The 24,869-nt window shown below is 53.3% G+C and carries 21 protein-coding genes and 4 pseudogenes; 11 read left to right on the top strand and 14 right to left on the bottom strand.

From position 1 onward, the window contains the following. Positions 1–3 precede the first annotated feature (3 nt). From D9K61_RS13125 to D9K61_RS13085, 9 genes are all read right to left on the bottom strand, one after another. Positions 4–480 carry an L-2-amino-thiazoline-4-carboxylic acid hydrolase gene (locus tag D9K61_RS13125; RefSeq protein ID WP_120633673.1) on the bottom strand — a complete coding sequence of 159 codons (477 nt, stop codon included), beginning with the start codon at positions 478–480 and terminating at the stop codon, positions 4–6. A 108-nt stretch (positions 481–588) separates the two neighbouring features. After that, complete coding sequence (locus D9K61_RS13120; protein WP_120633672.1) at positions 589–2,196, bottom strand: ABC transporter substrate-binding protein; 1,608 nt, start codon at positions 2,194–2,196, stop codon at positions 589–591. An 87-nt stretch (positions 2,197–2,283) separates the two neighbouring features. Beyond that, positions 2,284–4,383: a CocE/NonD family hydrolase gene (locus D9K61_RS13115; RefSeq protein WP_120633671.1), complete on the bottom strand. Its 2,100-nt coding sequence runs from the start codon at positions 4,381–4,383 to the stop codon at positions 2,284–2,286. A 25-nt stretch (positions 4,384–4,408) separates the two neighbouring features. After that, positions 4,409–5,353 (bottom strand): ABC transporter ATP-binding protein, encoded by a 945-nt coding sequence (locus D9K61_RS13110; RefSeq protein ID WP_120633670.1) that lies wholly within the window; start codon positions 5,351–5,353, stop codon positions 4,409–4,411. Further along, the gene (locus D9K61_RS13105; protein ID WP_120633669.1) at positions 5,350–6,330 is read right to left on the bottom strand and encodes an ABC transporter ATP-binding protein; all 981 of its coding nucleotides are present in this window, start codon (positions 6,328–6,330) and stop codon (positions 5,350–5,352) included. The genes D9K61_RS13110 and D9K61_RS13105 overlap by 4 nt, the downstream gene beginning before the upstream one ends. Further along, complete coding sequence (locus D9K61_RS13100; RefSeq protein WP_120633668.1) at positions 6,327–7,184, bottom strand: ABC transporter permease; 858 nt, start codon at positions 7,182–7,184, stop codon at positions 6,327–6,329. The genes D9K61_RS13105 and D9K61_RS13100 overlap by 4 nt, the downstream gene beginning before the upstream one ends. Before the next feature lie 12 nt (positions 7,185–7,196). Continuing rightward, positions 7,197–8,135: an ABC transporter permease gene (locus D9K61_RS13095; RefSeq protein WP_120633667.1), complete on the bottom strand. Its 939-nt coding sequence runs from the start codon at positions 8,133–8,135 to the stop codon at positions 7,197–7,199. A gap of 88 nt (positions 8,136–8,223) precedes the next feature. Next, positions 8,224–9,789, bottom strand: a complete 1,566-nt coding sequence (locus D9K61_RS13090; protein ID WP_120633666.1) for an ABC transporter substrate-binding protein — start codon at positions 9,787–9,789, stop codon at positions 8,224–8,226. Positions 9,790–9,810: 21 nt separating this feature from the next. After that, positions 9,811–11,802 (bottom strand): CocE/NonD family hydrolase, encoded by a 1,992-nt coding sequence (locus tag D9K61_RS13085; protein ID WP_120633665.1) that lies wholly within the window; start codon positions 11,800–11,802, stop codon positions 9,811–9,813. 120 nt (positions 11,803–11,922) lie between these two features. Here D9K61_RS13085 and D9K61_RS27865 point away from each other — a divergent pair. Together D9K61_RS27865 and D9K61_RS27550 are read left to right on the top strand one after the other, a co-directional pair. Next, positions 11,923–12,108, top strand: a pseudogene (locus D9K61_RS27865) (helix-turn-helix domain-containing protein); the annotation flags it as partial. Between the two features lie 177 nt (positions 12,109–12,285). Continuing rightward, positions 12,286–12,708 carry a hypothetical protein gene (locus tag D9K61_RS27550; RefSeq protein WP_254055768.1) on the top strand — a complete coding sequence of 141 codons (423 nt, stop codon included), beginning with the start codon at positions 12,286–12,288 and terminating at the stop codon, positions 12,706–12,708. Between the two features lie 175 nt (positions 12,709–12,883). On the opposite strand, the pseudogene D9K61_RS13075 reads toward D9K61_RS27550, so the two are convergent. After that, positions 12,884–13,051: pseudogene (locus tag D9K61_RS13075) on the bottom strand (transposase); the annotation flags it as partial. Between the two features lie 62 nt (positions 13,052–13,113). On the opposite strand from D9K61_RS13075, the gene D9K61_RS13070 reads away from it, so the two are divergent. Continuing rightward, positions 13,114–13,581, top strand: coding sequence for a hypothetical protein (locus D9K61_RS13070; RefSeq protein ID WP_120633663.1), 468 nt, complete (start codon positions 13,114–13,116; stop codon positions 13,579–13,581). Here the strand turns inward: D9K61_RS13070 and D9K61_RS27545 are convergent. Next, a pseudogene (locus D9K61_RS27545) lies at positions 13,538–13,687 on the bottom strand (IS1595 family transposase); the annotation flags it as partial. The gene D9K61_RS13070 and the pseudogene D9K61_RS27545 sit on opposite strands and share 44 nt — an antisense overlap. Here D9K61_RS27545 and D9K61_RS13065 point away from each other — a divergent pair. The 8 genes and pseudogenes from D9K61_RS13065 (at position 13,643) to D9K61_RS13025 (ending at position 21,371) form a co-directional block, all read left to right on the top strand. Further along, entirely contained in the window at positions 13,643–14,815 is a 1,173-nt protein-coding gene (locus D9K61_RS13065; protein WP_371688471.1) for a pyridoxal phosphate-dependent aminotransferase, read from the top strand. The pseudogene D9K61_RS27545 and the gene D9K61_RS13065 overlap by 45 nt on opposite strands. Next, the gene (locus D9K61_RS13060; RefSeq protein WP_120633662.1) at positions 14,812–15,168 is read left to right on the top strand and encodes a RidA family protein; all 357 of its coding nucleotides are present in this window, start codon (positions 14,812–14,814) and stop codon (positions 15,166–15,168) included. Before D9K61_RS13065 ends, D9K61_RS13060 begins: the two co-directional genes overlap by 4 nt. A 253-nt stretch (positions 15,169–15,421) precedes the next feature. After that, on the top strand, positions 15,422–16,132 hold the full coding sequence (locus D9K61_RS13050; protein ID WP_120633660.1) for an IS6 family transposase: 711 nt from the start codon (positions 15,422–15,424) through the stop codon (positions 16,130–16,132). 56 nt (positions 16,133–16,188) lie between these two features. Continuing rightward, positions 16,189–16,389, top strand: a pseudogene (locus tag D9K61_RS13045) (IS3 family transposase); the annotation flags it as partial. Between the two features lie 565 nt (positions 16,390–16,954). After that, complete coding sequence (locus D9K61_RS13040) at positions 16,955–17,791, top strand: cyclase family protein (protein WP_162946869.1); 837 nt, start codon at positions 16,955–16,957, stop codon at positions 17,789–17,791. 12 nt (positions 17,792–17,803) lie between these two features. Next, the gene (locus D9K61_RS13035) at positions 17,804–18,811 is read left to right on the top strand and encodes an ABC transporter permease (RefSeq protein ID WP_120633658.1); all 1,008 of its coding nucleotides are present in this window, start codon (positions 17,804–17,806) and stop codon (positions 18,809–18,811) included. 32 nt (positions 18,812–18,843) lie between these two features. Further along, positions 18,844–19,866, top strand: a complete 1,023-nt coding sequence (locus tag D9K61_RS13030; protein ID WP_120633657.1) for a substrate-binding domain-containing protein — start codon at positions 18,844–18,846, stop codon at positions 19,864–19,866. After that, positions 19,866–21,371: a sugar ABC transporter ATP-binding protein gene (locus D9K61_RS13025; RefSeq protein ID WP_120633656.1), complete on the top strand. Its 1,506-nt coding sequence runs from the start codon at positions 19,866–19,868 to the stop codon at positions 21,369–21,371. Before D9K61_RS13030 ends, D9K61_RS13025 begins: the two co-directional genes overlap by 1 nt. Positions 21,372–21,572: 201 nt before the next feature. On the opposite strand, the gene D9K61_RS13020 is transcribed toward D9K61_RS13025, so the two are convergent. The 3 genes from D9K61_RS13020 to D9K61_RS13005 form a co-directional block, all read right to left on the bottom strand. Beyond that, positions 21,573–22,531 (bottom strand): IS630 family transposase gene (locus D9K61_RS13020; RefSeq protein WP_216825801.1). Its coding sequence is split into 2 segments (ribosomal slippage): positions 21,573–22,187 and positions 22,190–22,531, totalling 957 coding nucleotides; the frame shifts between segments, so codons are not numbered across the junction. A gap of 488 nt (positions 22,532–23,019) precedes the next feature. Continuing rightward, positions 23,020–24,300 (bottom strand): TRAP transporter large permease, encoded by a 1,281-nt coding sequence (locus tag D9K61_RS13010; protein ID WP_120633655.1) that lies wholly within the window; start codon positions 24,298–24,300, stop codon positions 23,020–23,022. Beyond that, the gene (locus D9K61_RS13005) at positions 24,291–24,833 is read right to left on the bottom strand and encodes a TRAP transporter small permease (protein ID WP_162946867.1); all 543 of its coding nucleotides are present in this window, start codon (positions 24,831–24,833) and stop codon (positions 24,291–24,293) included. Before D9K61_RS13005 ends, D9K61_RS13010 begins: the two co-directional genes overlap by 10 nt. Positions 24,834–24,869 lie beyond the last annotated feature (36 nt).

Raw genomic sequence — 24,869 nt, 5'->3', positions numbered from 1 at the left:
TGGTTAACCGACTTCCGTCAGCTTCAGATGGAAATCGCAAACCGCAGCCCCGTCCATGATCGTCTGTGCCCGATTTAAGGTGATGTTGGGATTATAGCCCAAGCAAACTGTACCATCGCGACCGCAGGACAGGACTTTGCCGAGATCCGTCATGCCAGCCTGTTGATACATTTCCGCATAGCGGCAACGGTTAATCCGGAAATGGGCATGTTTCAGGCTGACCGAAACCGGTATAATCTCCAGCGTTCCGTCTTCTGACCAGTCCATCATCAGGTTCATGTAGCTTTCGGGTGTGGCGTCGCATGACACGTTCCGAGCGTACTCGATACCTTCGTCGATAGATAATTTGGTTATGGTGCGGTCAAGGATTTCCCACGCTTTCTCCTCTCCAATTTCACCAATCATCTCAACGAGAATCTGTCTGACAATTTTGGCTTCAATCAGCCGTTTCTCGACGGGTGAAACTTTGTTGTCAGTCATTGTGGAATCCGAAAATATTTGCCCAATTTAGAATAATCTCCCCGGCGACGGCCGATGCCTTGAGGAATGGACATCGGGGCGGCAACAATGCCGCCCCGACACGATTTGTTAGTTGAACCACCAGCGTTCGGCAATCTTGGCACCGTCGTTTTCCCAATTTGCCGCAACATTCTCATCATGCGACAAAGACTTTGAATGAGCGCTGATGTAGTTTGCCCACATTGCGACAATTGCACCGCCATCGTCCTGAAGCAGTCTCTGGGCTTCCCAATAAAGGTCCTGACGCACTGCAGGATCCGTAACGGAGCGAGCTTCTGCGACAACTTCGTTGAAACGAATTGCTGATTCTGTGTCGCGCCAGGCCGTATCATTCCATTCAGTGTCGTTGGTATATGCAGATGAGTACATCCAGTCCTGGGTGGGGCGGCCATTCCAATAGCATGCACACCAAGGTTTATTGTTCCAAACATTAGACCAATAGCCATCGGCGGGTTCACGTACAACTTCGATGTCAATTCCAGCTTGTTTTGCGGAATTGGCAATAAGTTGCGCTGCATCAACGGCGCCTGCGAATGCACCATCAGATGTGTGAAGTTGTATTGGACCTGAATGCCCTGATTTCTTGTAGTGCATCGCCGCTTTTTCAATGTCCAGCTCATGCACCGGTAAGTCAGTATTAAGATACGGCATCGCAGATGATACCGGCACATCATTGCCTGCTACACCGTGCCCCAAAAGAACTTTGTCAACCAGTTCTTGGCGGTTGATTGCGAATTTTAGCGCCATTCGCAAATCATAATTGTCAAAGGGTTGTGTATCCAATCGCATTGGAAAAGTGAAATGCTGAGTCCCAGTAGTTTCAAGAATATCCAGTGTCGGCACGCGTTTCATTAGGTTAACGGTTTTCGGATCAATGCCGTCGGCATAATCCACATCTCCGTTCATAATCGCATTTTGGCGAGCGGTGATGTCCAAAACTGAAACCATTTCTACAGCATCAAAATGGGCGCGGCCCTCTTTCCAGTAATTCGGGTTGCGAGCAAACTTAGCGCTGACTCCTGGGTCAAATGCTTCAAGTGCATAGGCTCCGGTGGCATTGGCAGAATTCGGATCAATAATCTTCCCATCTGCTGACGCCATTATCATCAGGTGATAGTCCGACAGTACGTATGGAAAATCTGCATTTCCCGATGATAGGTCGATGACGACCTGCATATCACCATCTTTGCGAATATCCGTGACTCCATCCAACAGGCCTTTTGCTGCTGACTTTGAACCTTCAGACCGATGATAATTTAGGGTTGCTATGACATCCTCTGGCGTCAGACTTTTGCCATCATGAAACTCGACCCCTTTTCGTAGGTTGAAAATCCACTTTGTGGCATTGTTTGCGGGTTCGAAATTTTCTGCAAGTTCGCCAATCAACTCGCCCGAATTTGATACTTCGGTCAGATGATTGCCTCGGGTATACAGGTTGTGAACTGCGAAACCGCCCGTGGCTGTGGCCGGATCCAACACGTCAGTTGTGGCACCGCTGCCAATTGCAATCCTAAGCGTCCCGCCTGATTTCGCGGTAGCGGCCATCGCCTTGTCTGCCATTGTCAAAGCGTTCGGCAGTACGACACCTGCTGCCAGTGCTGACATGACAAATTTTCGCCGGTCGATAGTCCCGCTTGTCAGTTTTTGGCATTGTTTTTTCAGGTATTGGTTTTTCATTTCATCCTCCAGTTTCTGTGTTGTTCAGAATCGAGCAGTAGTGCGGTTACTCCTCGGTTAGTTGCACCGGGCCAGTGAGGTCCGAGGTCAAAACACCACGCGTGGGATTTTTATGTCCCAAGTACGTGTAAAGACTTGATTTTCTCCTTCAAACGCAGCGACGCTGCCGTTCAGGATGAAGTTGTCGGCATCACATGTTGTGACAAGCCGGCTTTCGGTTCTGACATCCCATCCTTCGCGAGCGAAGCTGAAATCCGCGCTGTATTCGATCTTGGCTGAAAGAGGGTCTCCTTCGGTGATCGTGTAGCGCTGCGTATTTGTAGACCCATAGGTCAAATCGATGGCGTCAAAACGAATCTTCCCGCCATCGAATTGTACGTCGTAGACAGTCTGTCCAGATTGAATATCGTAATTCACATGCCGCGATCCCTGCGAAGGGGCAGCGATTTCGTGGGTTGGAGGGTCTGCCGCTTCCGGTTCAGCAAGCGGTGAATGAATTAGACTGTCGGCTTCGGGGTGACGAACCGGCAAATTCAGAGAACAACTGGCAAGATTCAATTTTAGAGTTGCTTGCTCTGCCTGTGGCCAAGCCATGGGCCAAAGATGACTCGACAGAGCCAACCGTAGCCGATGCCCTGGCTTTATGGACCATCCCGTATCATTGAGCCTGACCGAAACTTCCATCATTTCATCAGGTGTGATTTCGGTACAACGTTCCAGCCCCTCGCGCTGTTTCAAGTTAAGCAATCCATAGCTGATCAGCGTAGATTTGCCATCGGGTGCGACATCGCAAATCCGTGCCGCAACCATACCGTGTGAGCAGTCACTGGAAATGCGCAGGTTCACATTGGTGGTACCCAGAATGTCGAACCTATCTTTCAAAGGTTCGCTATCAAAACATACTGATAAGGCGTCATCCGCACTTTGATCCTGCGCCAACTCAGCAACCCCCGAGATCGGCATGTATTCACCGGTTTTCAAACCAAGAGTTACTGGCGAACATATTTCTACGATGTCACTGGAGGCGCCTTTGTCTTCCGACAACTGTCCGGGGATCATCCCAAATGTGTGCACTGACACATTTTTTGACGGCCAGCTTGTCTCACCAATCCAGCGACCGGGTCTATCAGTTGGATTTGGGTTTGGGGCGTGGCTTTCTTGTAGGTATGCCAGAAATGCCGGGTTTTCCATGACCCCGGTGTCAATTCCCTTCAACCAGTAATCCCACCAGGCGAGTGCCAACTGCAAGAAGCCCGCCATTGGGCCAGGCCCGCCGAGATTTGGGAATACATGTCCCCACGGCCCAGAAACCACCTTACAAGGCGCCTCAATGTTCTCAAGCAGGCGGATCATGGTGTTTGGCCAGCAGTCATTCCAACCGCTGACTCCCAACACGGGAACTTCGATCTTATCATAGTCTTCGCAAACCGACCCCTGTTTCCAAGTTTCATCGCGAAGTTGATGGGTTAACCATTTTTCAGCAAACATTGGAGTTTGCTCCAAGCGCTCAAACCACATATCACGCCAGACATCTCCAACAACTGCTGGATCAGGTGGCCGAACACAGTAGCCGAACATGACACCGCCCCACCCCAACCCTTGACCAGCGTAACCGCCTACAAGATATCCGCCGTCTGCATAGTAGCGATCGACTGAGGCACCAACTGGAATAATCGCCTTCAGAGCTGGCGGTTGCTTGACGGCCGCCTGCATACTGGCGATTCCTCCCCAGGAAAGCCCCATCATTCCTACTTCGCCGCTGCACCAGGATTGCTTGGACAGCCATTCAATGACTTCTATCGTATCCTGCTGTTCTCTGAGAGAATATTCATCCAGCATGATCCCTTCCGAGTCTCCATGTCCACGCATGTCTGGCCTAATGCAAGCGTATCCCCTGGCAGCCATCCAGGCATGATTGCGATGATCACGAATTGCATAGGAGTCGCGTTTGCGATACGGAATTATCTCCAATACCGCCGGGACCGGGATATCGGCAGCGTCGACGGGCAGCCAAATTTTTGCGGATAGGCGCACACCGTCCGACATTTTTATCCAAACGTGCTCAATAATTTGGATCTCTTTCAACTCAGCCTCTGCCAAGCTTGGCGCCGTGCCATCTTGTCTTAGTGCTTCTGCGCTCTTTTTCGGGCTTCCAAGTTTTTCTTCGAACAATGCCGAACTTCTCATTTTGTCACCTGTAGATAACTATTAGCTATATTTCTTGTGATTGATCGCTGGATAGCGGGGCCAGACAGCGCAACCCGTGGCCGCCGTCCAATTTCCATTCAGGGGTTTGGGTGCAGATGTCTTTGGCAAAAGGGCAACGTTCACGGAATTCACATCCCGAAGGGCGTTTGAGCAGGCTGGGGGGTTCACCTTTTAGGGCGATCCGTTCCAACCGCGCATCCGGGTCCGGCTCTGGGTTGGCGCTCAGCAGGCAACGGGTGTAGGGGTGGCGCGGATCTTTGAAAATCGTCTCGGTTGTGCCTTCTTCTACCAACCGGCCCAGATACATGATACCCATTCTGTCGGCCACATGGCGCACAACGCTGAGGTTATGGGTGATGATCACCATCGCCAGTCCCAGCCTTTCGCGCAGATCGTTGAGCAGGTTCAAAAGCTCACCCTGTACCGACACATCAAGGCCCGCGGTCGGCTCATCCGCAAGGATCAGTTTTGGTTCCAGTGCCAACGCGCGCGCCACGCCCACACGCCGTGCCTGGCCGCCTGACAGCTGATAAGGATACCGGTCTGCAAAATGCGTTGGCAGGTTCACCATTTCCAAAAGGCGCTTTGCCTCGGCATCCAGATCGCGGTCTTTCATGCCTTGAATGCGATAAGGTTCGGTGATCAGGCTGCGGATCGTCAGGCGTGGCGAGAGGCTGCCGACCGGGTCCTGAAACATCATTGTCATGTCTTTGCGCAACGGGCGCATGACACTTTCCGGCGCACCCCGGATTTCCTGACCCTCAAAAGTGACCGAGCCGTCTTGCGCAGGCGCAAGACCCGCAATGGCGCGAATAACAGTCGTTTTGCCAGAACCACTTTCGCCAACCAGCGCGTAGGTTTCGCCAGGTTCTACGGTAAAGCTGACACCCGCCAAAACATTGACCGGGCCATAGCTGGTTTTAAGGTCTACGACGTTCAGCAAGCTCATGTTGTGACCTCCTCATGGTTCAGCCAGCATGCGGCATGGTGGCCTTCTTTCAATTGATCCAGTGGTGGTACGTCGCTGGCACAGCGCGCCATTGCCTGATCGCACCGGACCCGGAAAATGCAGCCCCCCGGCAAGTTCGCCAGATCGGGCACTTCGCCGGGGATGGTCGGCAAGATGCGGGCGCGTTCCTTGATGTGACCGGGGTCACATTCGATCAGACGCCGTGTGTAGGGATGCCTGGGATTGTGGAAAATCTCACGCACCTCTCCGCTTTCGACAACTGCGCCGGCATACATCACTACCACCCGGTCACAGAGTTCCGCAATCACGCCCAGATGGTGCGAGATGAACAGGATGGCACAGTGAAACTCGCGCTGCAGCTCTTGCAGACGTTCGATGATTTGCACCTCAAGCGTTGCGTCCAACGCAGTGGTGGGTTCATCCGCGATCAAGAGGTCAGGCTCGGACATCAACGCCATCGCGATGGCGATCCGTTGGCGCATCCCGCCAGAGAATTCATGCGGATACTGCTTTAGGCGCGCTTCGGGATCGGGAATACCAACAGCGCCCAGCATCTTGGTCGCATGCGCCCGTTTGTCCGCCTTTGATTGTTTGGAGCGATGTTGAATATCCAGCATCTGTTGCCCGATGGTCAGGACCGGATTATGCGTTTGCATCGGGTCCTGAAAGACAATGGATATATCAGCCCCACGCAGATCACGCATGTGCCGTTCGGACACCTGCAACAAATCCTGCCCCTTGAATCTGATTTCACCCTCGCGGAACCGCGTATTGGGAGCGGTCAAACGCAGGATGGATGAAATCAACGTGGATTTGCCGCAACCGGATTCCCCGACGATGCCAACGATTTCGCCCTTGTTGACGTTGAAGGTGATGTCCCTCAAGGCCTGGAGATCGCCGCGGCCTGTTTCGTAATCGACGCTGAGGTTGTCGATTTCCAGAAGTGTATCGGTCATCGCTGTTTCCTCAGTTTCGGGTCAACCACATCGCGCAGGCTTTCACCCAGGAACGTAAACCCAAGCGTTGCCAGGATGATCGGAAGGCCTCCGCCAACGACCAGCCAGGGGGTTTGGCGGATCAGGGAATACCCATCCTTCAGCAAAGCACCCCAGCTGGGTGTTGGGGGCTTCACACCCAAACCCAAGAACGACAGACCTGCCTCCAGTGCGATAACCGTGGGAATATCCATCGCCGCCAGCACCGCCAGAACGCCGATGATATTGGGCAACATATGCACGCCCAGAATGCGCGCCATGCTGGCCCCCATCGACCGTTCGGCCAGGATGAACTCGGAATTGCGCAGCGTCAGCGTCTGTGTCCGGGCCACCCGGCCATAGGTCGGGATCGAGGTCGCCATGACGACAAACACAACTGTTTGCAGGCTGGGTCCGATCAGGGCCACAACGGCAAGCGCAAACATGACCGTCGGAAAGGACCGAATGGTATCGAAGAACAACATCAGAAGGTTGTCGAGCCATTTCGGCCCATACCCGGCAATCATACCCAGGGTCAGACCAATCGCCATCGCACCGAACACAGCCGGCAACGCCACCTTCAGCGCGACCTGACCACCGGCGATAACCCGTGAAAACGTATCACGACCCAGTTGGTCAGTGCCCAGCAAATGCGCGGCGGACGGTCCTTGCATGCGGGATTTGATATCCATCGCGATCGGATCGTAGGGCACGATCCAATAGGCGAAGATTGCGCAGAAAACGATCACACCAACGATGATCAGCCCCATAAGCCCAAGCGGGTCACGGGCAACACCGACGATGATCTGCCCGAGTTCGGAACGTGATTTTTCCATAACGCCCCCTCCTCAATGAGCCGTGCGTGCACGGGGATCGAGCAACGCATTGATCAGGTCTGCCAATGCGGTGGACACCACAAACAGCGCCGTTGATATGAGAACAGAGCCCATAACAATCGGGTAGTTTCGGGTCGTAATGCTATCGATCACCAGTTTACCCAGACCCGGCCGGGCAAAGACGATTTCGGCAAAAACGGCCGAGCTGAGCAGAAAGCCCATCCCTACGCCGATCACGGTGACGACTGGCAAAATGGCAATGCGCAAGGCGTAGACCAGAACCACGCGACGTTCAGCGATACCAAAGGCCCGGGCCGTGCGCACATGATTTTCGCCCATGACCTCCAGCATCGAAGCCCGCACCAGCCGGGCAATATAGCCGACCCAGCTTAACCCGATAGCAAAGGCCGGCAGGATCAGATGGTCAAGGCGGTCCCAAAACCCTTCTCCTGCGCCAATGGCGGGGAACCATTGCAGATGCACGGCAAAAACCAGAAGCGCCAAAAGCGCGACAACAAAGGCCGGTGCCGCGACGAAACTGACAGATATTGCTGCGGCGACCCGGTCGATCAGCGTATTGGGATGCGCAGCTGCATAGGCGCCAAGTGCAATGCCCAGTGTTGCAGACCACAGGATCGACGCAAAAATCAGTTCCAGAGTGAATGGCAATTGCTGGAACACAATGCTCGTCACGGATCGGCCTGAGAAGACGTCGGTCCCCAGGTCACCCTGCACGAGGTTTCCGTAGAAGATCAAAAGTTGTTTCCAAATTGGTTGATCCAGCCCCAGCGCGGCAGTGAGTTGGGCCTGAAGTTCGGGCGTCGCGCGCGGCCCAAGCATGATCTGGACCGGATCGCCAGGCACAGCGCGGATCATCAGGAACATGACGGTCACCGCCACGAACAGAATGAGCAATGCAAGCGCAAAGCGCTTGAGCGTGAAAAGTATCATGGCGCGTTGGTCCCCATAGCTATTCGGCGGGTCGCTGGGCGTGGCAACAGCCGAATGCAGTTGCCACGCCTGTAAGATTACGGGACGGTCAGAAACCCTTGCCGAAGTAACGCAGGAGCGGTAGGCCGTCGGGCCGCAGGGCAGGTACTACACGCGAAGAGTGAACAACCGGCGTCGCTTCGTGGGTGATAAAGCGGTAGGCGCCGCTTTCTTCCATCAGGTCTTGTGCACGCTGGTACATTTTAGCGCGCTTGCCCTGGTCTGTTTCCTGAGAAGCCTGGACATGGATTTCGTCAAACTCATCGTTGCGGAACCGTTCCCAGTTCCAGACACCAGCCTGATCAGATGTGAACCAAGAGGTTGCGTAGTAGGGATCAGGCGTCATCGAGTACCGATTTAGGACCATTTGCAGGTCTTCGTTGTCACCGCTGGCCCAGAACGCGCCGGACTCCAGGACGTTGATTTCAACCGTAACCCCTATTTGGGCCAACATGGCCTGTATCACCTGCGCCATCGCACTGTAGGTATTCTTGTTCAGGATATCCAGGGTCAGCGTAACATTGGTTTCGCCCGATTCAGCCAGCAACGCAGCCGCTTTTTCAAGGTTGGCTTCAGGTGGAACCAGTCCAGCCGCGCGATTGCCAGCAAGACCGGGGGCGATTATTCCGGTAGATGGCTCAGCAGCGCTAAAATATGCGGCTTCCAATATTGTTGGCACGTCCACCGCATGTTGAATAGCTTGTCTCAATTTTGGATTTTGCAGTTTTGGGTGATCAAGATTCATCCCTAACCAGACATAGTAAAGAGACGGTTTCTCGATCAGCGTACCACCGTTTGGCACTTCCTCGCGATACCGCTCGACCGCACCAAGTGAGACCCGCGTGAAGTCGATTTCTCCTGCCTCAAAGGCAATTTCTGCGGTATTTTCATCATCGATTGGATAGATTTCGATCGTATCCCAAGCCGGCGTATCACCCTTCCAATCCGGGTTCCGTTTCAGCACAGTTTTTTCTTTTGGGTTCCAACTGTCGCGCAAATAGGGGCCGGATTCCGCAACTGGGTCGGTGCCGATCTTGCCGCCTTCGGCCTCGGCCGCAGCCTTCGAGATGATATTGCCGGTAATATACGGAAGCGCGATTGACCACAAAGGCGCAAAGGCTTCATTCAGGACAATAGTTCCTTCGCGCTCACCAGTAACTTCAACATGGCTGAGAGATCCCATGTCTGGTTTGTTGGTCGAATCGATTTCTTCATCAATGATGCGCTCAAAGCTGTACTTGACGTCTTCGGCAGTCATCGGTCCAAATCCATTGGTGAAGCCGATATCATCGCGAAGAGCGAATTTAATGTGAGTGGGATCAACCTGCTCAATCATAGATGCGGCATCAAGCTGCCAGCCCCATTCATCGCCCGGTTTGAATTGAATGAGCTTGTTGTAGATGCATGCGTGCATTTCTTCGTCGAAAGCTCCGCCACTATAGGCCGGATCAAGCGAGCGCAGATCGCTATAGGATCGGACTCGCAGAACACCATCGTCTGCCGCCATCACACGATTTGCCCAACCCATCGGCAAGGCAGACGCCGCGCCAAGCGCGGTCGCGCCCTTCAGAAAGTTGCGCCTTCCGATCGGCGCCTTTATCCATTCGATTTTCATGTTTTCCTCCCTTGGAATATATTATAGAAGCCCGCGCGGAATGGATTCAGACCACTCCTTCGTCACCACTTCAGATTTGTGCACACTTTCAGTAGATCGCAATTTGCGCGTAAGATAGAAATTGTCCCGATCGCAGGTCATTGTGCCTTCAATTTCAATCTCAGTTTGCCATTTCCCTCGACCGCACGAAAACTGCCATCGAGATTCAATCTTCGCGCTAGTAGGATTATCGGGATGTATAGAATAGCGGGTTGAAATTCGGTATCCGGACACCAGCCCATGATCAGGGTTACGCGTTTCGCCTAAGTCATCTTCATTTTCGCGAACAAAAGTGCCGTCCGGCAGGGTTTCGAACCGGACCGTACTGTCTGGATGTCTCAAAATTTGGGACATCAGAATCGGATGGTCCTGCGGAAAGTCAGGGGCCGCAGCTTCTGTCTCAACACCTACGGACCGTATTGGCAAATCCAGTTTGCACCCAGCCAGATCTAACTCTAGAATAACTGGTTCGGGTGCCGGCCAAACCATCGGCCAATAGCTATTGGACAAAGCCAGACGCAACTTGTGGCCTTTGCGGAGCCGATGGGCACATTCATTCAATTTAATAGTTGCAGAGTAGAGTTTACCCGGACTCAATGTCTCCGGGGTTTCATTATTACCGTGATACGTCAGATTGACTGCTCGGAATGATATCCGCTGTGAAACACCGTCTGGTGAAACATCGCACAATCTAACAACTATTTGAGCAACTGGACGGTTGACCAAAAAGTTGATGGTCAAGCAGGCGCGCCCCATCAATTCCAATGGATCATCAAGGGCCGGTGTATCAAAGCAGACAGACAGTGCATCATCCGGCCTTTGGTCGCCGGGCAGTTCATTCTCTGCTAGCATGCCCGCGTAATAGTTCCCTCCTGCGTTCCCAACATGTGCAGGTGTTGCCACCGTGACGGTTCCATTTTGCACCGATTTTGTAAGCGCCGATTTTCCAAGATACCAGTTCATATGCCGGATGTTAGGTGATGGCCAACTAGTCTCTGCGACCCAGCGTCCCCGGCGTGGCGTACTAACAGGCTGAGGGTTGAAATGCTCTTGCATGAAAGCGCGATAACTCGGCAAATCCTCGGCACCGTTTTGTTCATACTTGAGCCATCGGTCAAACCAACCGATGACTTCGGAGTGAAAATCTGATGGGTTGACCCGCGACAAATGCGCGTAGCGATGTTCCCAGGCACCAATCAATGCTTTGGTCGGTCCATTCAGGTTCTCCAAGAGAATAAGGGGTGTGTTGACGTAAGCATCAGCCCAACCGGTAACCGCCAGAACCGGAACAGTTACTCTCGAGAAGTCCTCACACACAGAGCCATGTTCCCAATATTCATCTCTAGTTTGGTGACACAACCATTTGGCGCCAAAAAAAGGTAACCCCTGCATCCGACTAACCCATTCTTCGCGCCAATCCTCCCGTATTTCTGGATCTGGTGGCCGCGCCTGATAGGTTGAAAGCTGTGCAGACCAATTAAAATTGTCGGTTAGGAGGCAGCCATCCATATAGCGGCAGTCGTCAATGAAACGATCGCTAGTGGAAGCAACGCTAACTACCGCTTTTAGTGCTTCTGGTTGACGATAAGCCAGCTGCAATCCATTGAATCCACCCCAAGATATCCCGATTATCCCGACGTTTCCACTACACCAGCTCTGAGCAGCAATCCACTCGAGCACAGCTTCTCCATCATCAAGCTCTTGCTCACAATATTCGTCCTTAAGATGGCCGTCGGAATCTCCGGATCCGGCAATGTCGATACGGACACATACGTAGCCGGCATCTGCAAAGACCGGGTGAGTGGTCTCATCCCTAGGTGCAGTTCCGTCGCGCTTGCGGTAGGGTAAATACTCCAGAATGGCGGGAAACGGCCCCAGTCCACTTGGCATCCAGACTCGCGCAGCTAGCCGACGTCCATCGGGCAATGGAATCCACTGATCATTGATCAAGGTATGGGAGTTTTGGCCAGCCATTAGTTCACAAATTTCTGTTCGCTAGTACAAATCTCAGATTTTAGCTGGAACAATGGAAGTGAGTGGTTGTATGCTTTTTTGTGCGAATTTTAGCTATTCAGCGTAAGAGAGAGCAAGAAATTGGGTTCAAATGACAACTTTTCTGGAAACCTTCGGTTTCTTTGCGCCGAACGGGGAACAGTTTCGAAAATTTGCCGAGAAATTGGAATCAACAGGCAACAGTTTGATCGATACTTGAAGGGAACAGCACTGCCTGCTGCCCACACGATGCGTCGAATAGCTCACTACTTGTCCATCTCTGAAAGTGAGTTATTCAAACCTCACAATGTGTTTAGGAAGGAACACACGCCTGAACCTGGAATTCACGCGGCCACGCCCCTCGGTCATTTTACGACAGCGTTCGCAGATCAGACCAAACCGCTTCGGAGATATCAGGGTTTTTACCATGTGTACGTAACGTCTCCTTCTTGGGAGGGAAGGGTATTGCGAAGTCTCACTTACCTTTATGAAAAAGATGGATATATTGTTTCAAAGACATTGCAACGTGCTGCTTCCCGCGACGGAAACATTCGCCAACGAGCTAAATTCGAAGGGTTGGCAGCATATAGGGGGAACCGGATTTTTGTTATTGAAAGAGAAGCTGGGGACGATGGTAGTCTGGTTGAAACCATCCTCTTCCCAGCGCACCGGCAACAAGTCAACTACCTCAGAGGGTTGACCTTAGGAGTTGCATCGCGTCCCCGGCATACCCCATATGCCTCCAAGACAATCTGGAAGCGCATTAGCGATGCAGTTTCTCTTCGAGAAGCCGTGCAGGTTTGTGGGGCCTTTGATCCTGACAATAGAAAAATTGATCCTATCATTCGTGAGTTTTTGGATGCTTCATCCCAGAGTCTCCCACTTTGACAGAGATCTTCCAGTCGGATCAGCTTGCGCCGTCGTGTGCGCCAGGAATGCGCCGTTCGTTGTGCGTTGACACTGACCTGCCCCCCGAGGGTCCCTCATTCATAACGAGAGTTTGCGGGTCTGTGCACTGCTCCCCAACATTGGACCGCCAGAAGCTAGATTTTTCCGGCTCTGATCATGATGACGGGCTGGTGACGCCATCGGGATAATGCATGGCAATCGGGACGTTGTATCCGATTGCGTTGTGGGGTCTGTCCTCATTGTAGTGTCTTCGCCAATCCTCCAGCTTTTCTCTGGCATCTGCAAGGCTCATGAACCAATGCGCGTTCAGGCATTCGGTCTTAGGTAGCAAATGCACCAAATTGCCATCTGGATGGCTGGCGAGATCTCGTGTCGAATGGCGGCATGTCGAAACCATTAATTGTTCACACGCTGACAGAGAAGCGGGCCGAGATACTGGGCCAGATTAAAGCATACGAGGCGCAGATCGCCCATGCGAAGCACGATCTGGCGCATGTGAACGCGACGATTGAACTGTTCGCCGCACCTGAACGGCAGCGTGCCCGGTACATTGTGAGCCATGGGTTCTTCAAGAAGGGCGAGATCGCGGATATCTGCACCCGCCATCTCGGGGTTGATGTTGAGTTGACCACGAGAGAACTTGCCGAGCGCGTAATGGCGGAGCGCAACCTGGACATCTCAGATACTGCGCTTAGGAACTCGGTGGTCTTCAAGGTCGTCCAGGCGCTGCGACATGCCAAGCGACGAAAGCTCGTCAGGATGATCGAGAAGAAGAAAGGCATGTGTGTCTGGGGTGCCGGCGACGCCGTCACGCTGCGCGCCGTTGCCAATACCCTTTCCACGACCGGCTGACCGGGGACGCGAGCGCGCCGCCGATCAAACAATCCGCCAGGCGGCCATTGCTCTCCTCCCGATGATCCTCGAGCCAGGCTGCATGGGCCGCGTATGCATCGAGATAGGCGTCGATCAAATGGGCAACGCTGCAGATGCCCTCGCGAGCGCCTCGATGCTGCGACTCGAAAACCTGGATACTGACATTCCTCCACCCCAAGAGGCGATTGAAGCGACAAAGGCCGCAATTGGAACGGATGCTGCCAACAGCTATCTGCCGTTTCTGGGTATGCACGCTCTGCGCGAAGCTGCTGCCTGCCGCGTCTCTGCCACAACCGAGGTGAACTACGCACCTGATGAACAGTGTATTGTGTCCGCTGGTGGATTGTCCGGTATCCTAAATGCACTCCTGGCAATTTCGGAACCAGGAGACGAGGTAATCATTACCGATCCGGCTTATGCGGGTTTGATCAATCGCATCTATCTGGCTGGTGGCGTTCCAAAGCTCGTCCCACTGATCATTGAAGATCGCAGATGGCGGTTGGATATTGACGCCTTAAGGGATGCGGCAACCCACAAGACGCGTGCAGTTCTCACCATGAGTCCGTCGATGCCAAGCGGCATCGTGCATACCCGGGAAGAGTGGGATGAAATCGCAGCGGTTGTTCGTAAGACCGATGCTTGTCTTTTGCATGATGCCGCCATGGAGCGTATTCTGTTTACTGATACCCCTATCATACATCCGGCGTCGCTCGATGACATGGCAGATCGGGTGATCACAGTGGGGTCGGTTTCCAAGGAATACAGGATGATTGGCTGGCGCTGCGGTTGGGTCGTTGGCCCAAAGCCGATCATGAAAGACATTGGGCTTGTCAGCCTGACCAATGTTGTGTGTCAGGTTGGAATTGGCATGCAGGGCGCTGCCGCTGCTCTCATTGCGCAAGATGATGGCGTGGATCAGGCGACACGCGAGTGGCGATCTCGCAGGGATTTTCTGGTCACAGAGATGAGCGATCTGCCAGTGGTGTCCCCCGATGGTGGCTGGTCTCTGTTGATCGACACGCAGAGCATCGGACTGACGCCAGGCGAAGCGTCAAAACTCCTGTTTGAACGTGGCGAAGTCGCGGCCACGCCAATGACCGGATGGGGCAGCCCGGAGCACGCGGATCGCTACCTGCGGTTCGTTTACGCGAACGAACCAGTAGCAAGACTTTCCGATATCCGAGATCGGATCAGAAAGGCCTGGAAGGTATGACGATAAAACGAATAGAAACCGGGCCACGCATGGCGCAGGCGGTTGTTTCCCATGGTCATATCTTTTTGGCCGGGCAAATCGGGACGGGTACAACAACCCGAGAACAAACCGAAGAAATCCTGAACAAGATTGATCAACTGCTACAACAGGCAGGCTCAAACCGCTCGCATTTGCTGAGCGCGAACATATGGCTGACCGACATGTCTGATTTTTCGGAGATGAATGAGGTGTGGGACGCCTGGATTGACGTGGATCATCCACCCGCCCGCGCGTGTGTGCAATCCCGGCTGGCCCTCTCGGAACTGAAAGTGGAAATCGCCGTCGTCGCGCAAATTGGGGACAAGGGGGCTTGAAATGTCAAAAAGCGTGAAGCGCGTCGAACAGGCCGCCAAAAGTCTGGGACTGGACATAAATGTTAGACTCATGCCGGACAGTACAAGAACGGCACAGGATGCAGCGAGCGCCTGTAGCTGTGACGTGGGACAAATCACGAAATCTCTGGTTTTCGAAGGCACCGAAACAGGAAAACTAAAGCTTCTTCTTGTCAATGGCAAACATGGGTATTGCCAAGTTGTTCAGGCTGAGTGATCCAGCTATGTCGCGCTAATGAACATTCCAACGATCATGCCACGCCTGAAGGGTTTTCGCTTTCCTCGCGAGATCATTGCCTACGCGGTTTGGGCTTACCATCGCTTTGCGTTGAGTACAGCTGACGTCGAGGATCTGTTGGCTGCGAGGGGCGTGATCGTGAGCCGGGAAGCCGTTCGGCTTTGGGTCAATCGCTTCGGTCAGCACTTTGCAGATTGCATTCGCCGTGATCGTCCACGGCCAAACGACAAGTGGCACATGGACGAAGTCGTGATCATGATCCGTGGCAGGAAACACTGGCTGTGGCGCGCAATCGCCGCAAATGGCGATGTGCTCGACATTCTCGTGCAAACGCGTCGAAGCGCCAAAGCCGCAAAGCGCTTTTTCAAAGGGTTGGTTGGCAAATTTGGCGAACCCAGGGTCGTTATCACCGACAAATTGCGCAGCTACATCAAGCCGATCAACACGCTGGCACCGGACGCGGATCATCGCGCTCACAAGGGTCTCAACAACGCGATCGAAGTCTCCCATCGACCGACTCGCAAAAGAGAGAAGCTATTCGGTAAGTTCAAGTCTCACCGGCAGGCTCAGAGGTTTCTGTCTGCGCATGACCAGATCAACCTGATCTTCCGTCCCCGCCGATATCAACTCACCGCAAACTCATACCGCCACGCGCGTTCCGACGCATTCTACCTCTGGGACGATTACACTGAAGAAATGACGGCTTGATCCAGCCTCTGCCAATGCGTCACAAGCTCAGGTCAATAACTTGGCAATACCGCCTCATGCGTTTGGTCCCGATCTATCAGGAGCCAAACACCAGCAAGAAACATCCCCATCATAAGATCTGGCCATAATTGCTCAGAAATGTCGTGATCAACCGCCCTAACCAGGTTTGGTGCAGCCGCAAAGTTCTCGCTTGGCGGCTGTCAAACAGCATGGATGCAGACTTTTGCGTCGAGGCTTTGAAAGAGGCGCTCGCCAAGCTGTCAACGGCGGTGAGAAAGTCGGCCACGGGGCGGAGCAAAAGTCGTCCTCTGCTTGGGTGGCCGACGCCTTGGCAAACAAGATGGCCCGGATGGCTTGGGCCGTGGTGAAGAACGAGGATGTGTATCGAGTTCAGCTGGCGGCCTGAGGACAGCCAGCTGTCAAACGGAATGCGGTAGATCTTAGCGGAGGATTATGGGCGAACAGTCGAGAATGACGGGATCGGAAAAACCAGGGAGCGTGTGTAGAGTAGAAACCCCGCAAATATGATTTGGACCTGATCTTCGGACTATCCATAAGGGCCCACGATCTGATGCATCGCAAGTAGAGGCCGGACACACGGAGGAGCTCGACCGCATTCCCCGTAAATCATCACAAGATTCTGCTTGCGTTCCCGGAGGCGTCCACACATGCACGTTCGATCCTGTTGGGCCTAAATAAAAACAAATGCTTAAGGGTTTCCGATGAACGGCTCTCGAAACTTACTTGTGCACTAGGGGATCAGTTGACATAATTCTAAATATGAATAATCTGTTTATATAAGAATTACGTATGGACTCACCCGTGACACAAGGCAGCAAAAAAACCGCACGCGATCTGATATCCACCGACGTCATGCTCGGTGCAATCAAGCTGGTCGAAAAAGGGAACACTTACGATCTTGCAGAGGAGATATTCGTCGGGATGCCCGAACTTCCGGGGTTGGGGCGGTTCCATCTGTCGTTTACCCACACACCGGAAGGAACTGCCAAGCAGGGCGGATTGCAATTTTCGTCCGAGCTATTTGCAGGGACCGCGCATTCATCCACACATATTGATGCGCTCACCCATATTCAGTCCAGCGGCAAGATTTTCGGCGGACTTGATGCATCCGAGGCCCGCGATGACCATGGTTGGCAGAAGCACGGCGCTGAAACGATCCCCCCGCTTGTCGGGCGCGGTGTCTTGCTTGATGTGGCCAAGACCCTTGGTGTTGAATATCTTGAGGACGGGTACGAAATTTCAATCGAGGAACTTCAGCGTTCCTTGATGGCATCCGGCAATGAACTGCAATCGGGTGACATCGTTTTGATCCGCACAGGAAAGATACAACAATTCTCGGATCCCGAGGCGTTTTTGGCAGGGCAGCCGGGAATTGGTCGCGCGGCGGCTATCTGGTTGGCTGATCAAAACGTCGCGATTATCTGTAGTGATACGGCCACCACTGAACCGGTGCCGCTGGTTGATCCGACGCAAACGGCGCATGTTGCAATGCTCGTCGATCGCGGGGTGCACCTGGTTGAAAACCTGAACCTTGAAGGCCTGTCTGAAAGCGAAGACACTGTCGGGCTGTTTATTGCCTTGCCACTCAAGATGCGTGGTGCAACCGGGTCTTGGATTCGACCTGTTCTAATCACCTAAGGAAGAGACGAAATGAGCGATCATGAATCGGACATGCGAAGTTCCGCCTCGCCGGTATTGCAGTTTGCTAGTCGTCTGGCAAAAAAAGACGACGCTGGCATTGCTGTTGCTCTGATTGTGTTCTTGCTGATCGGCGCAACAACCAATCAGTATTTCATGACAAGTGACAACCTGTTCGGAATTCTTCAAAATATCACCTTCCTTGGCTTTCTCGCGATTGGTGTGGGCCTCGTGCTCATGGCCGGAGAAATAGATATCTCCATCGGATCAATCTTTGGCTTGTCGGCAGTCTGCACTGCGCTAGCATTAAGAAGCGAATACGGTCTGGTCGAGGCTGTTTGCATCGGGTTGATGGTCGGGGTTGTCTGCGGCTTTCTGAATGCGGTGTTTGCCTTGGCTATCCAGGTGCCATTTGTGGTGATCACTCTGGCAACGCTTGGGATATATCGTGCCTTGGCACTGGTTCTCGCTGATGGCAGGCCGGTGAGCGGTATCAAGGACAATGAACTGTTTTTTGACACATTCGGGCAAGGCGGATTTGGCCAATTGTCCTATATTACGTTGCTGTTTATCATTATCGCGGTGGTCGTCGAGCTTGTCTTGAAGAAAACATCGTCGGGTTTCAGACTATTGGCGGTGGGCAGCAATCCGCTTGCTGCCAAGCTGGTTGGCTATGACGTGAACCGTACCCGCATGATGGTTCTGACCTTTTCCGGGTTTCTTGCCGGGGCCTCCGGGGTCTGTTCGGTTGCATATCTTCGCACTGCCGGCCCAACAGCGGGCACCGGTTATGAACTGAGTGTTCTGGCGGCCGTAATCATCGGCGGCGTAAGCCTGACGGGTGGCAGAGGCTCAATCCTTGGCGTGATGATGGGTCTCGCGGTCATCGGTGTCATTCAGAATCTTATTGTGCTCTGGGGAATCTCCCCCAACTGGACACAGGCTGTGTCCGGCATTGTGTTGATCGCGGCTATGGCGCTCGCCTGGTTCACACGCGGTGGCAAAGGAACAACCCAATAGCTAACCAATTGCCAATAAAGGAGGAAACATACATGGCACATAAAATCGATAAGAAAATCACACGGCGAGATCTGGGCAAGGCTCTAGGCATTGCTGGGGCCGCGACGATCGTGGGGGCCCCAGCCCTTGCACAGGACCGCGGCACTGCATCAAGCACATGGGCAGAAGGCTATCTTGGCACCACTCTCAAGTTTGGTGTGTCTTGCTTTAACACCGCTAATCCTTTCTATGCGCCGGTAAAAGTCGGTGCCGAAGATGCGGGCGAACAGCTAGGGATCGAAGTTCTCTGGACCGGTGTTTCCGATGGCAACACCGTCAACCAGATTGCCGGTTTTGAGCAAATGGTGCGCACCGGTTATCAAGCGATTGTCGTGATCCCGCTGGAAGCCGAAGCCTGGATCGCACCAATCCGTAAAGCACGCGAAGCAGGTGTTCTGGTGCTGACGACCAATACGGATTCGCCGAGTTCGGATCGCGAGTTGTTCTTTGGGCAAGACCTGAAGGCCGCAGCGGTCGATCAGGGCGAGATGCTCGGGGAACTGACTGGTGGAAGCGGTGATATTGCGTTGACCAACTGTGCACCAGGGGTAGGCGCACTTGATTTGCGTGTTGAGGGTGCCTCGTTGGGTGCAGCCAATTCCGGTATGGGTGTGGTCGGTATCTATAACACCAATCCTGCCGACATGGCTGCTGAAATTGCCACTATCGAGGACATTATCAAAGCTAATCCCGATGTAGCAGGTCTTGCACCGCTTTGCGGGCCGGACACGGCGGCGGCTGGTCTAGTGCGTAAAAACAATGGCCTCGATATCCCCATTGTCGGCCACGACATGCTGTATCAGACACTTGAACTGATCAAAGAAGGTTACATCGATGCGACCATTGGTCAGCAACCCTATCTACAGGGATTTATGCCGATCATGTACGCCTATCAACGCGTCGCATTGGGTGCACCTGCTCTGGACCTTCCTGGGGGCAATTATTTCCTGGCGAGCGAAATCGTGAACAAGGACAATGTTGATCAGTTCCTGATCCGAGAATCGCGATTCCAGTAATGAACAGAGTTTCCCAGACCTCTTGCCTAAAAATTGAAGGTATTTCAAAGGCCTTCAACAATCATCAGGTGTTGAGCGATATATCTCTTGAAATTGAGCCTGGTGAAATCCGGGCGCTTTTGGGCGCCAATGGGGCTGGGAAGTCTACGCTAATAAAAATCTTGTCGGGCGCTCTGGTGCCCGACAACGGAGAAATTTTCGTATCAGGAAAACCTGTTCAGACTGGCTCAATTGGTGCTGCGCGCAGCGCGGGTATAGCTGTCGTTAATCAGGAACTGATGTTATTTCCAGACCGCAGCGTTGCCGAAAATATCGTGGCGGCAAATATTTCAGCCAAACCGTTTGTTTTCCTGTCGGCCACCAGCCGCAGAAAAATGGCGCGCCAGATACTTGACCGTTTGGGATCGACTGTTGATGTCGATCAGCGGCTTGAAGATCTGAGCCTGTCAGATCGCCAGTTTGTTGAGATTGCTCGGGCCTTATGTGCCGGCGGCGATCTGCTGATTCTGGACGAGCCAACGTCGGCCTTGTCTGCTGTCGAATGCGACGGCCTGTTTAAGGCGCTAAAGGTACTGGCTTCGCAAGGAACCGCGATTGTTTTCGTTTCGCATCGTCTGGACGAAGTGAAAGAGCTTACCGACAGCGTAACCATCCTTCGCGACGGCAAATTGGAAGGCAACTGGGAAACTTCCTCAATTGATATCGAGGGAATAACACATGCTATGGTCGGCGACGTCGAACCAACGATCCGACGCCGAACCGGGGCAAAGGTTGATACGAATACCGTCCTGGAGCTGAAGAATATCGAAACCGATATTTTAAATGATGTCAGTCTTTCTATCAAGGAAGGTCAGATTGTCGGCTTTGCCGGCTTGGAAGGGTCCGGTACATCTGCCTTGCTTGAGGTTATGGGCGGAGTAATTCCCACAAAGGCGGGCGATCTGTTTTTGGATGAAATCCCAAAATCATTCAAACATGTTGCTGAAGCAATTGCTGACGGTCTTGTGTTCATGCCCCCCGAACGTAAACATGGTGGACTATGGCTGGACCGTACTTCCAAGTACAATATTGCCGCCGCCTTCGTGCAGCGCCTTGCGCCGCTGAAACTATTGAATGATCGTAAAATCACCCAAACTTCGTTGGCCCGCATTGAGGAAGTTCAGGTGCGCACGACAGCTCTGGACACAGAGCTGAATTTCCTGTCAGGGGGAAATCAGCAAAGGGTCCTGTTGGGTCGCTGCCTTGAGCAGAACCCAAGAATTCTTCTTTTGAACGACTTTACCAGAGGCGTTGACGTCAAAGCCAAAGGTCTGATCCATGACATTGTTGTGCAACTGGCAAGCGAAGGCATGACGATTTGTATTGTTTCTTCTGAATTCGGCGAGCTTATTCAAATCTGCGATCGCATCATTTGTATGCAAAAGGGACAGATCGTCGCAGAGGTCGCACCGGAAGATGTTGATGATCTCGCCCTTCTGAGGCTCGCTTCGTCAACCGCAACCTAAACTGAACGGGTGATGAGACCGATGAATTCCGAACGAATAGGATCGCTCCACAGGTGGGATAAGTGTTTTCGAGCGGCAACTAAAGCGTCCGCCCGAAAACCTGAATCGTTATACAGCAACGCTCGATCTCAGAGATTGGACAGGCGGTATTTCGACATCGACTAGCTCAAAAACACGAACATTCTCTAAAGCGTTTCCAGTTTACGTAGAAGCGTATCCGGCCTGGCAAAAGTAGTTCCAACATTCCTGGGGCGTGTAGAGGTCGCAGATTTCACGGAGTGCTTTGAACAACCCAGTGAAGGATCGAGCACCGATCCTTCGCAGATGGGCTTTGAGTTTCGAGAACGCCATTTCAATCGGGTTCAGGTCGGGGCTGTAGGGTGGCAGGAACAGGAACCAGCACCCGTGAGCGCGCAATGCGGCCTCTGCCTCCTTGTTTTTGTGGGTCGCCAGATTGTCGAGGATCACGACCGTGCCGGGTTCGATCTCGGGGATCAAGACGTGGCGGATATAGGCAACGAAGGCAGGACCGACCATTGCGCCTTTGATCACCCACGGAGCGATCAGTGCGTCTCGGGTCAGGCCCGCGATCAGCGTTTGGGTTCCCCAGGAGCCAAATGGCGCAGATGCGGTGAGCCATGTGCCCTGCAAAGAGCGACCGCGTATCCGTGTGAGGTTGGTTTTGACGGATATTTCATCAAGGAAGACAACGCGTTCAGGCATTGCGCTGATCGCAGGCACACGATGAGTGAACCAATCGGCGCGGGCGCGCCTTACCCTTGCGCGCTTGCGTTCATCCGCAATGAGGCTCTTTTTTTGTACGTGTACCCCAGCCGCTTGAGCGCCTGATCGATACCGGAAACGGATGCTGTAACGCCCTGCGCGTCGGTCAACGCCCCCTGCAATTCCCTGAGCGTGATGTCCGGGCCCCGATGTACCAATGCGATCAGAAAGTCATGGTACGTGGCCAACCATCCATGGCCAGTATTGCGAGGGTTCTTGGCTGACGTCAAACGTAACCCCTGCCTGAGTTTTTGTGACAACCGAGAGGCCGACGCCGCCGAGATCAAAAGGCGACCGCCAATCTCCCGGCCCGAAAGGCCTTCGGCGAACAGGCATTCAAAACGAGCGCGGATATCGGCGGAAAGCGGGTTGGGCATGAACAGATCCTCCTGAACAGGATGAATCAGAAAACAAGCACGCTGCGAACCCCATGAAATTCAACAAAAACTGGAAGCGCTCTAAGCGCAGTATCTGAGATGTCCAGGTTGCGCTCCGCCATTACGCGCTCGGCAAGTTCTCTCGTGGTCAGCTCAGCATCGACCCCGAGATGGCGGACGCAGATATCCGCGATCTCACCCTTCTTAAAAACCCATGGCTCACAATGTACCAGGCACGCTGCCGTTCCGGTGCGGCGACCAACTCAATCGTCGCGTTCACATGCGTCAGATCGTGCTTCGCATGTGCGATCTGCGCCTCGTAGGTCAGTTCACGCCCGGGCTCCGTTGCCCAATTGGCGGGATAATCACCTCTCCAACTCCATCTATGTTGCTCTCAAAGAAATTTGTGACGGAACCCAATTCAGTGGCGTGCGAATCGGTTCTGCCGATAGCAATCGTTTATTTTCTCTTCATGGACGGCCGGGTTATCAGGAACCGTAAAGCAAGTTCGGTAGCCATAGGACCAATGACGGAACGAAGGTCAGCAGCAGCAACACCCCCAAAAGCGGAACTAGAAACGGTAATGTGGCGCGTACACATTGCTCGAATGGAACTTTTGAGACACGCGACAATACGAACAGCACCATTCCAACGGGCGGTGTGAGCAGGCCCAGCATCAGGTTAAGGATGACGATGATACCCAAGTGAACGGGGTCGATGCCAAATCGCGCGGCGACCGGCATCAGAACCGGGACGAGGATCGAAATTGCTGCAATTGTCTCCATAAAGAGCCCGACGACCAAAACAACAGCCATGATGAGCAAAAGCACAACCGCCTTGCTGTCGGTAACGGACAGAACGAATTCGGTGAAATGTGCGGCAACTTGGTTGGCGGTCAAAATCCATGCAAAGACCGATGCCGCGCCCACGATCATCATGATCGCAGCCGTAGTCTCAATGGTTTCCAGCGAAATGACTGCAAGTTTTCGAACAGTCAGTGTACGATAGACCACGATGCCCAAAAACACAGCGTAGGTGGCGGCACCGATTGCGGCCTCGGTCGGGGTAAATGCGCCCGAGACGATGCCTCCGACGATTATGACTGGTGTCATCAATGGCAGGAAGGCGGCTTTGAATCGGGTACCGATGACCGATGGGTTGAACCTGACGTCCCGGGGGTAATCCCGCGTGCGCGACATCCACCATATCATAATAGACAACGAAAACGCCATCAAAAGACCTGGTACAATTCCAGCAACAAACAATTTGCCGATGGACACCGATGCCATGACGCCAAATATCACCAACGGCAACGAAGGCGGGATAATAGGTCCGATTGTAGATGAGGCTGCCGTAACGCCCACGCTAAAGTCGTCATCATATCCCGCTTCGCGCATGGCCTTTATTTCTATCGCTCCTAAACCACCCGCATCTGCTACAGCGGCACCTGACATACCGGCAAAGATTATGCTGGCGCCGACGTTCACATGGCCCAACCCTCCATGCATCCAGCCGACGATGGCCCGGGCAAACCCGAAGATACGCGCGGTGATCCCGGCAGAGTTCATCAACGCTCCGGCGAGGATGAAGAAGGGGATGGCCAGCAGCGGAAAGCTGTCCATGCCGTTGACCATGTTGTGCATTAACAGCACTGGCGGTAGCCCTGCATAAAGAATATACGCGAAAGACGATAAAGCCAGTGCAAAGGCGATCGGCACGCGTAGCAGCATCAGGCCGAACAACGACACGAAGAGTATGCTCAGATCCATTTGTTTTCTCCGCGCGTCAATTGTTTCAGCCGCGCAATGATCTGATAGGTCACAACACTTAGATTGCCGATCGTCAGGATCATAACAGCTGTGTGCAGGTAGTACTTCGGAAACGGCAGCGAGACCATTTGTTGAAATGAGGTGCGCCGGATCAGCCCCCATGCAGACCAGATGATCACTGCAAACAGAACAAAGGTCGCTGCCAAGGCAAAAATGTGCACCCAACGCAAATTACGTCCGTAGTATTTGTCGACAAATTCCAGCGCGATATGGCTGCCAACGGCCTGACACCGGATCGTGCCGGCAAAACCCAGCAGGATTAACAGATACCGCGCAGCCTCTTCTGTCCAGGCAACGGAATCGTTCAGGACATAACGTGTAAAAAACTGCAGAAACACAACACCGAACAACAGGCTGAACAGGGCCAGCAGACCGTAGTCCGCTACGGTGATCCGATAGGTACGAAAATACACGTCATCTTCCGCTTTAAGGGCATCGAAATCGATTTCGAGTGGCGGCTTATTCTGGGGCATCCGGGCATACCTTTTAGGGATTGGGTCGGGCCCAGG

Source organism: Ruegeria sp. EL01, assembly GCF_900313035.1.
In the GTDB taxonomy this organism is placed as follows: domain Bacteria; phylum Pseudomonadota; class Alphaproteobacteria; order Rhodobacterales; family Rhodobacteraceae; genus Ruegeria.
This window is presented reverse-complemented; position numbering and strand designations above follow the sequence as displayed.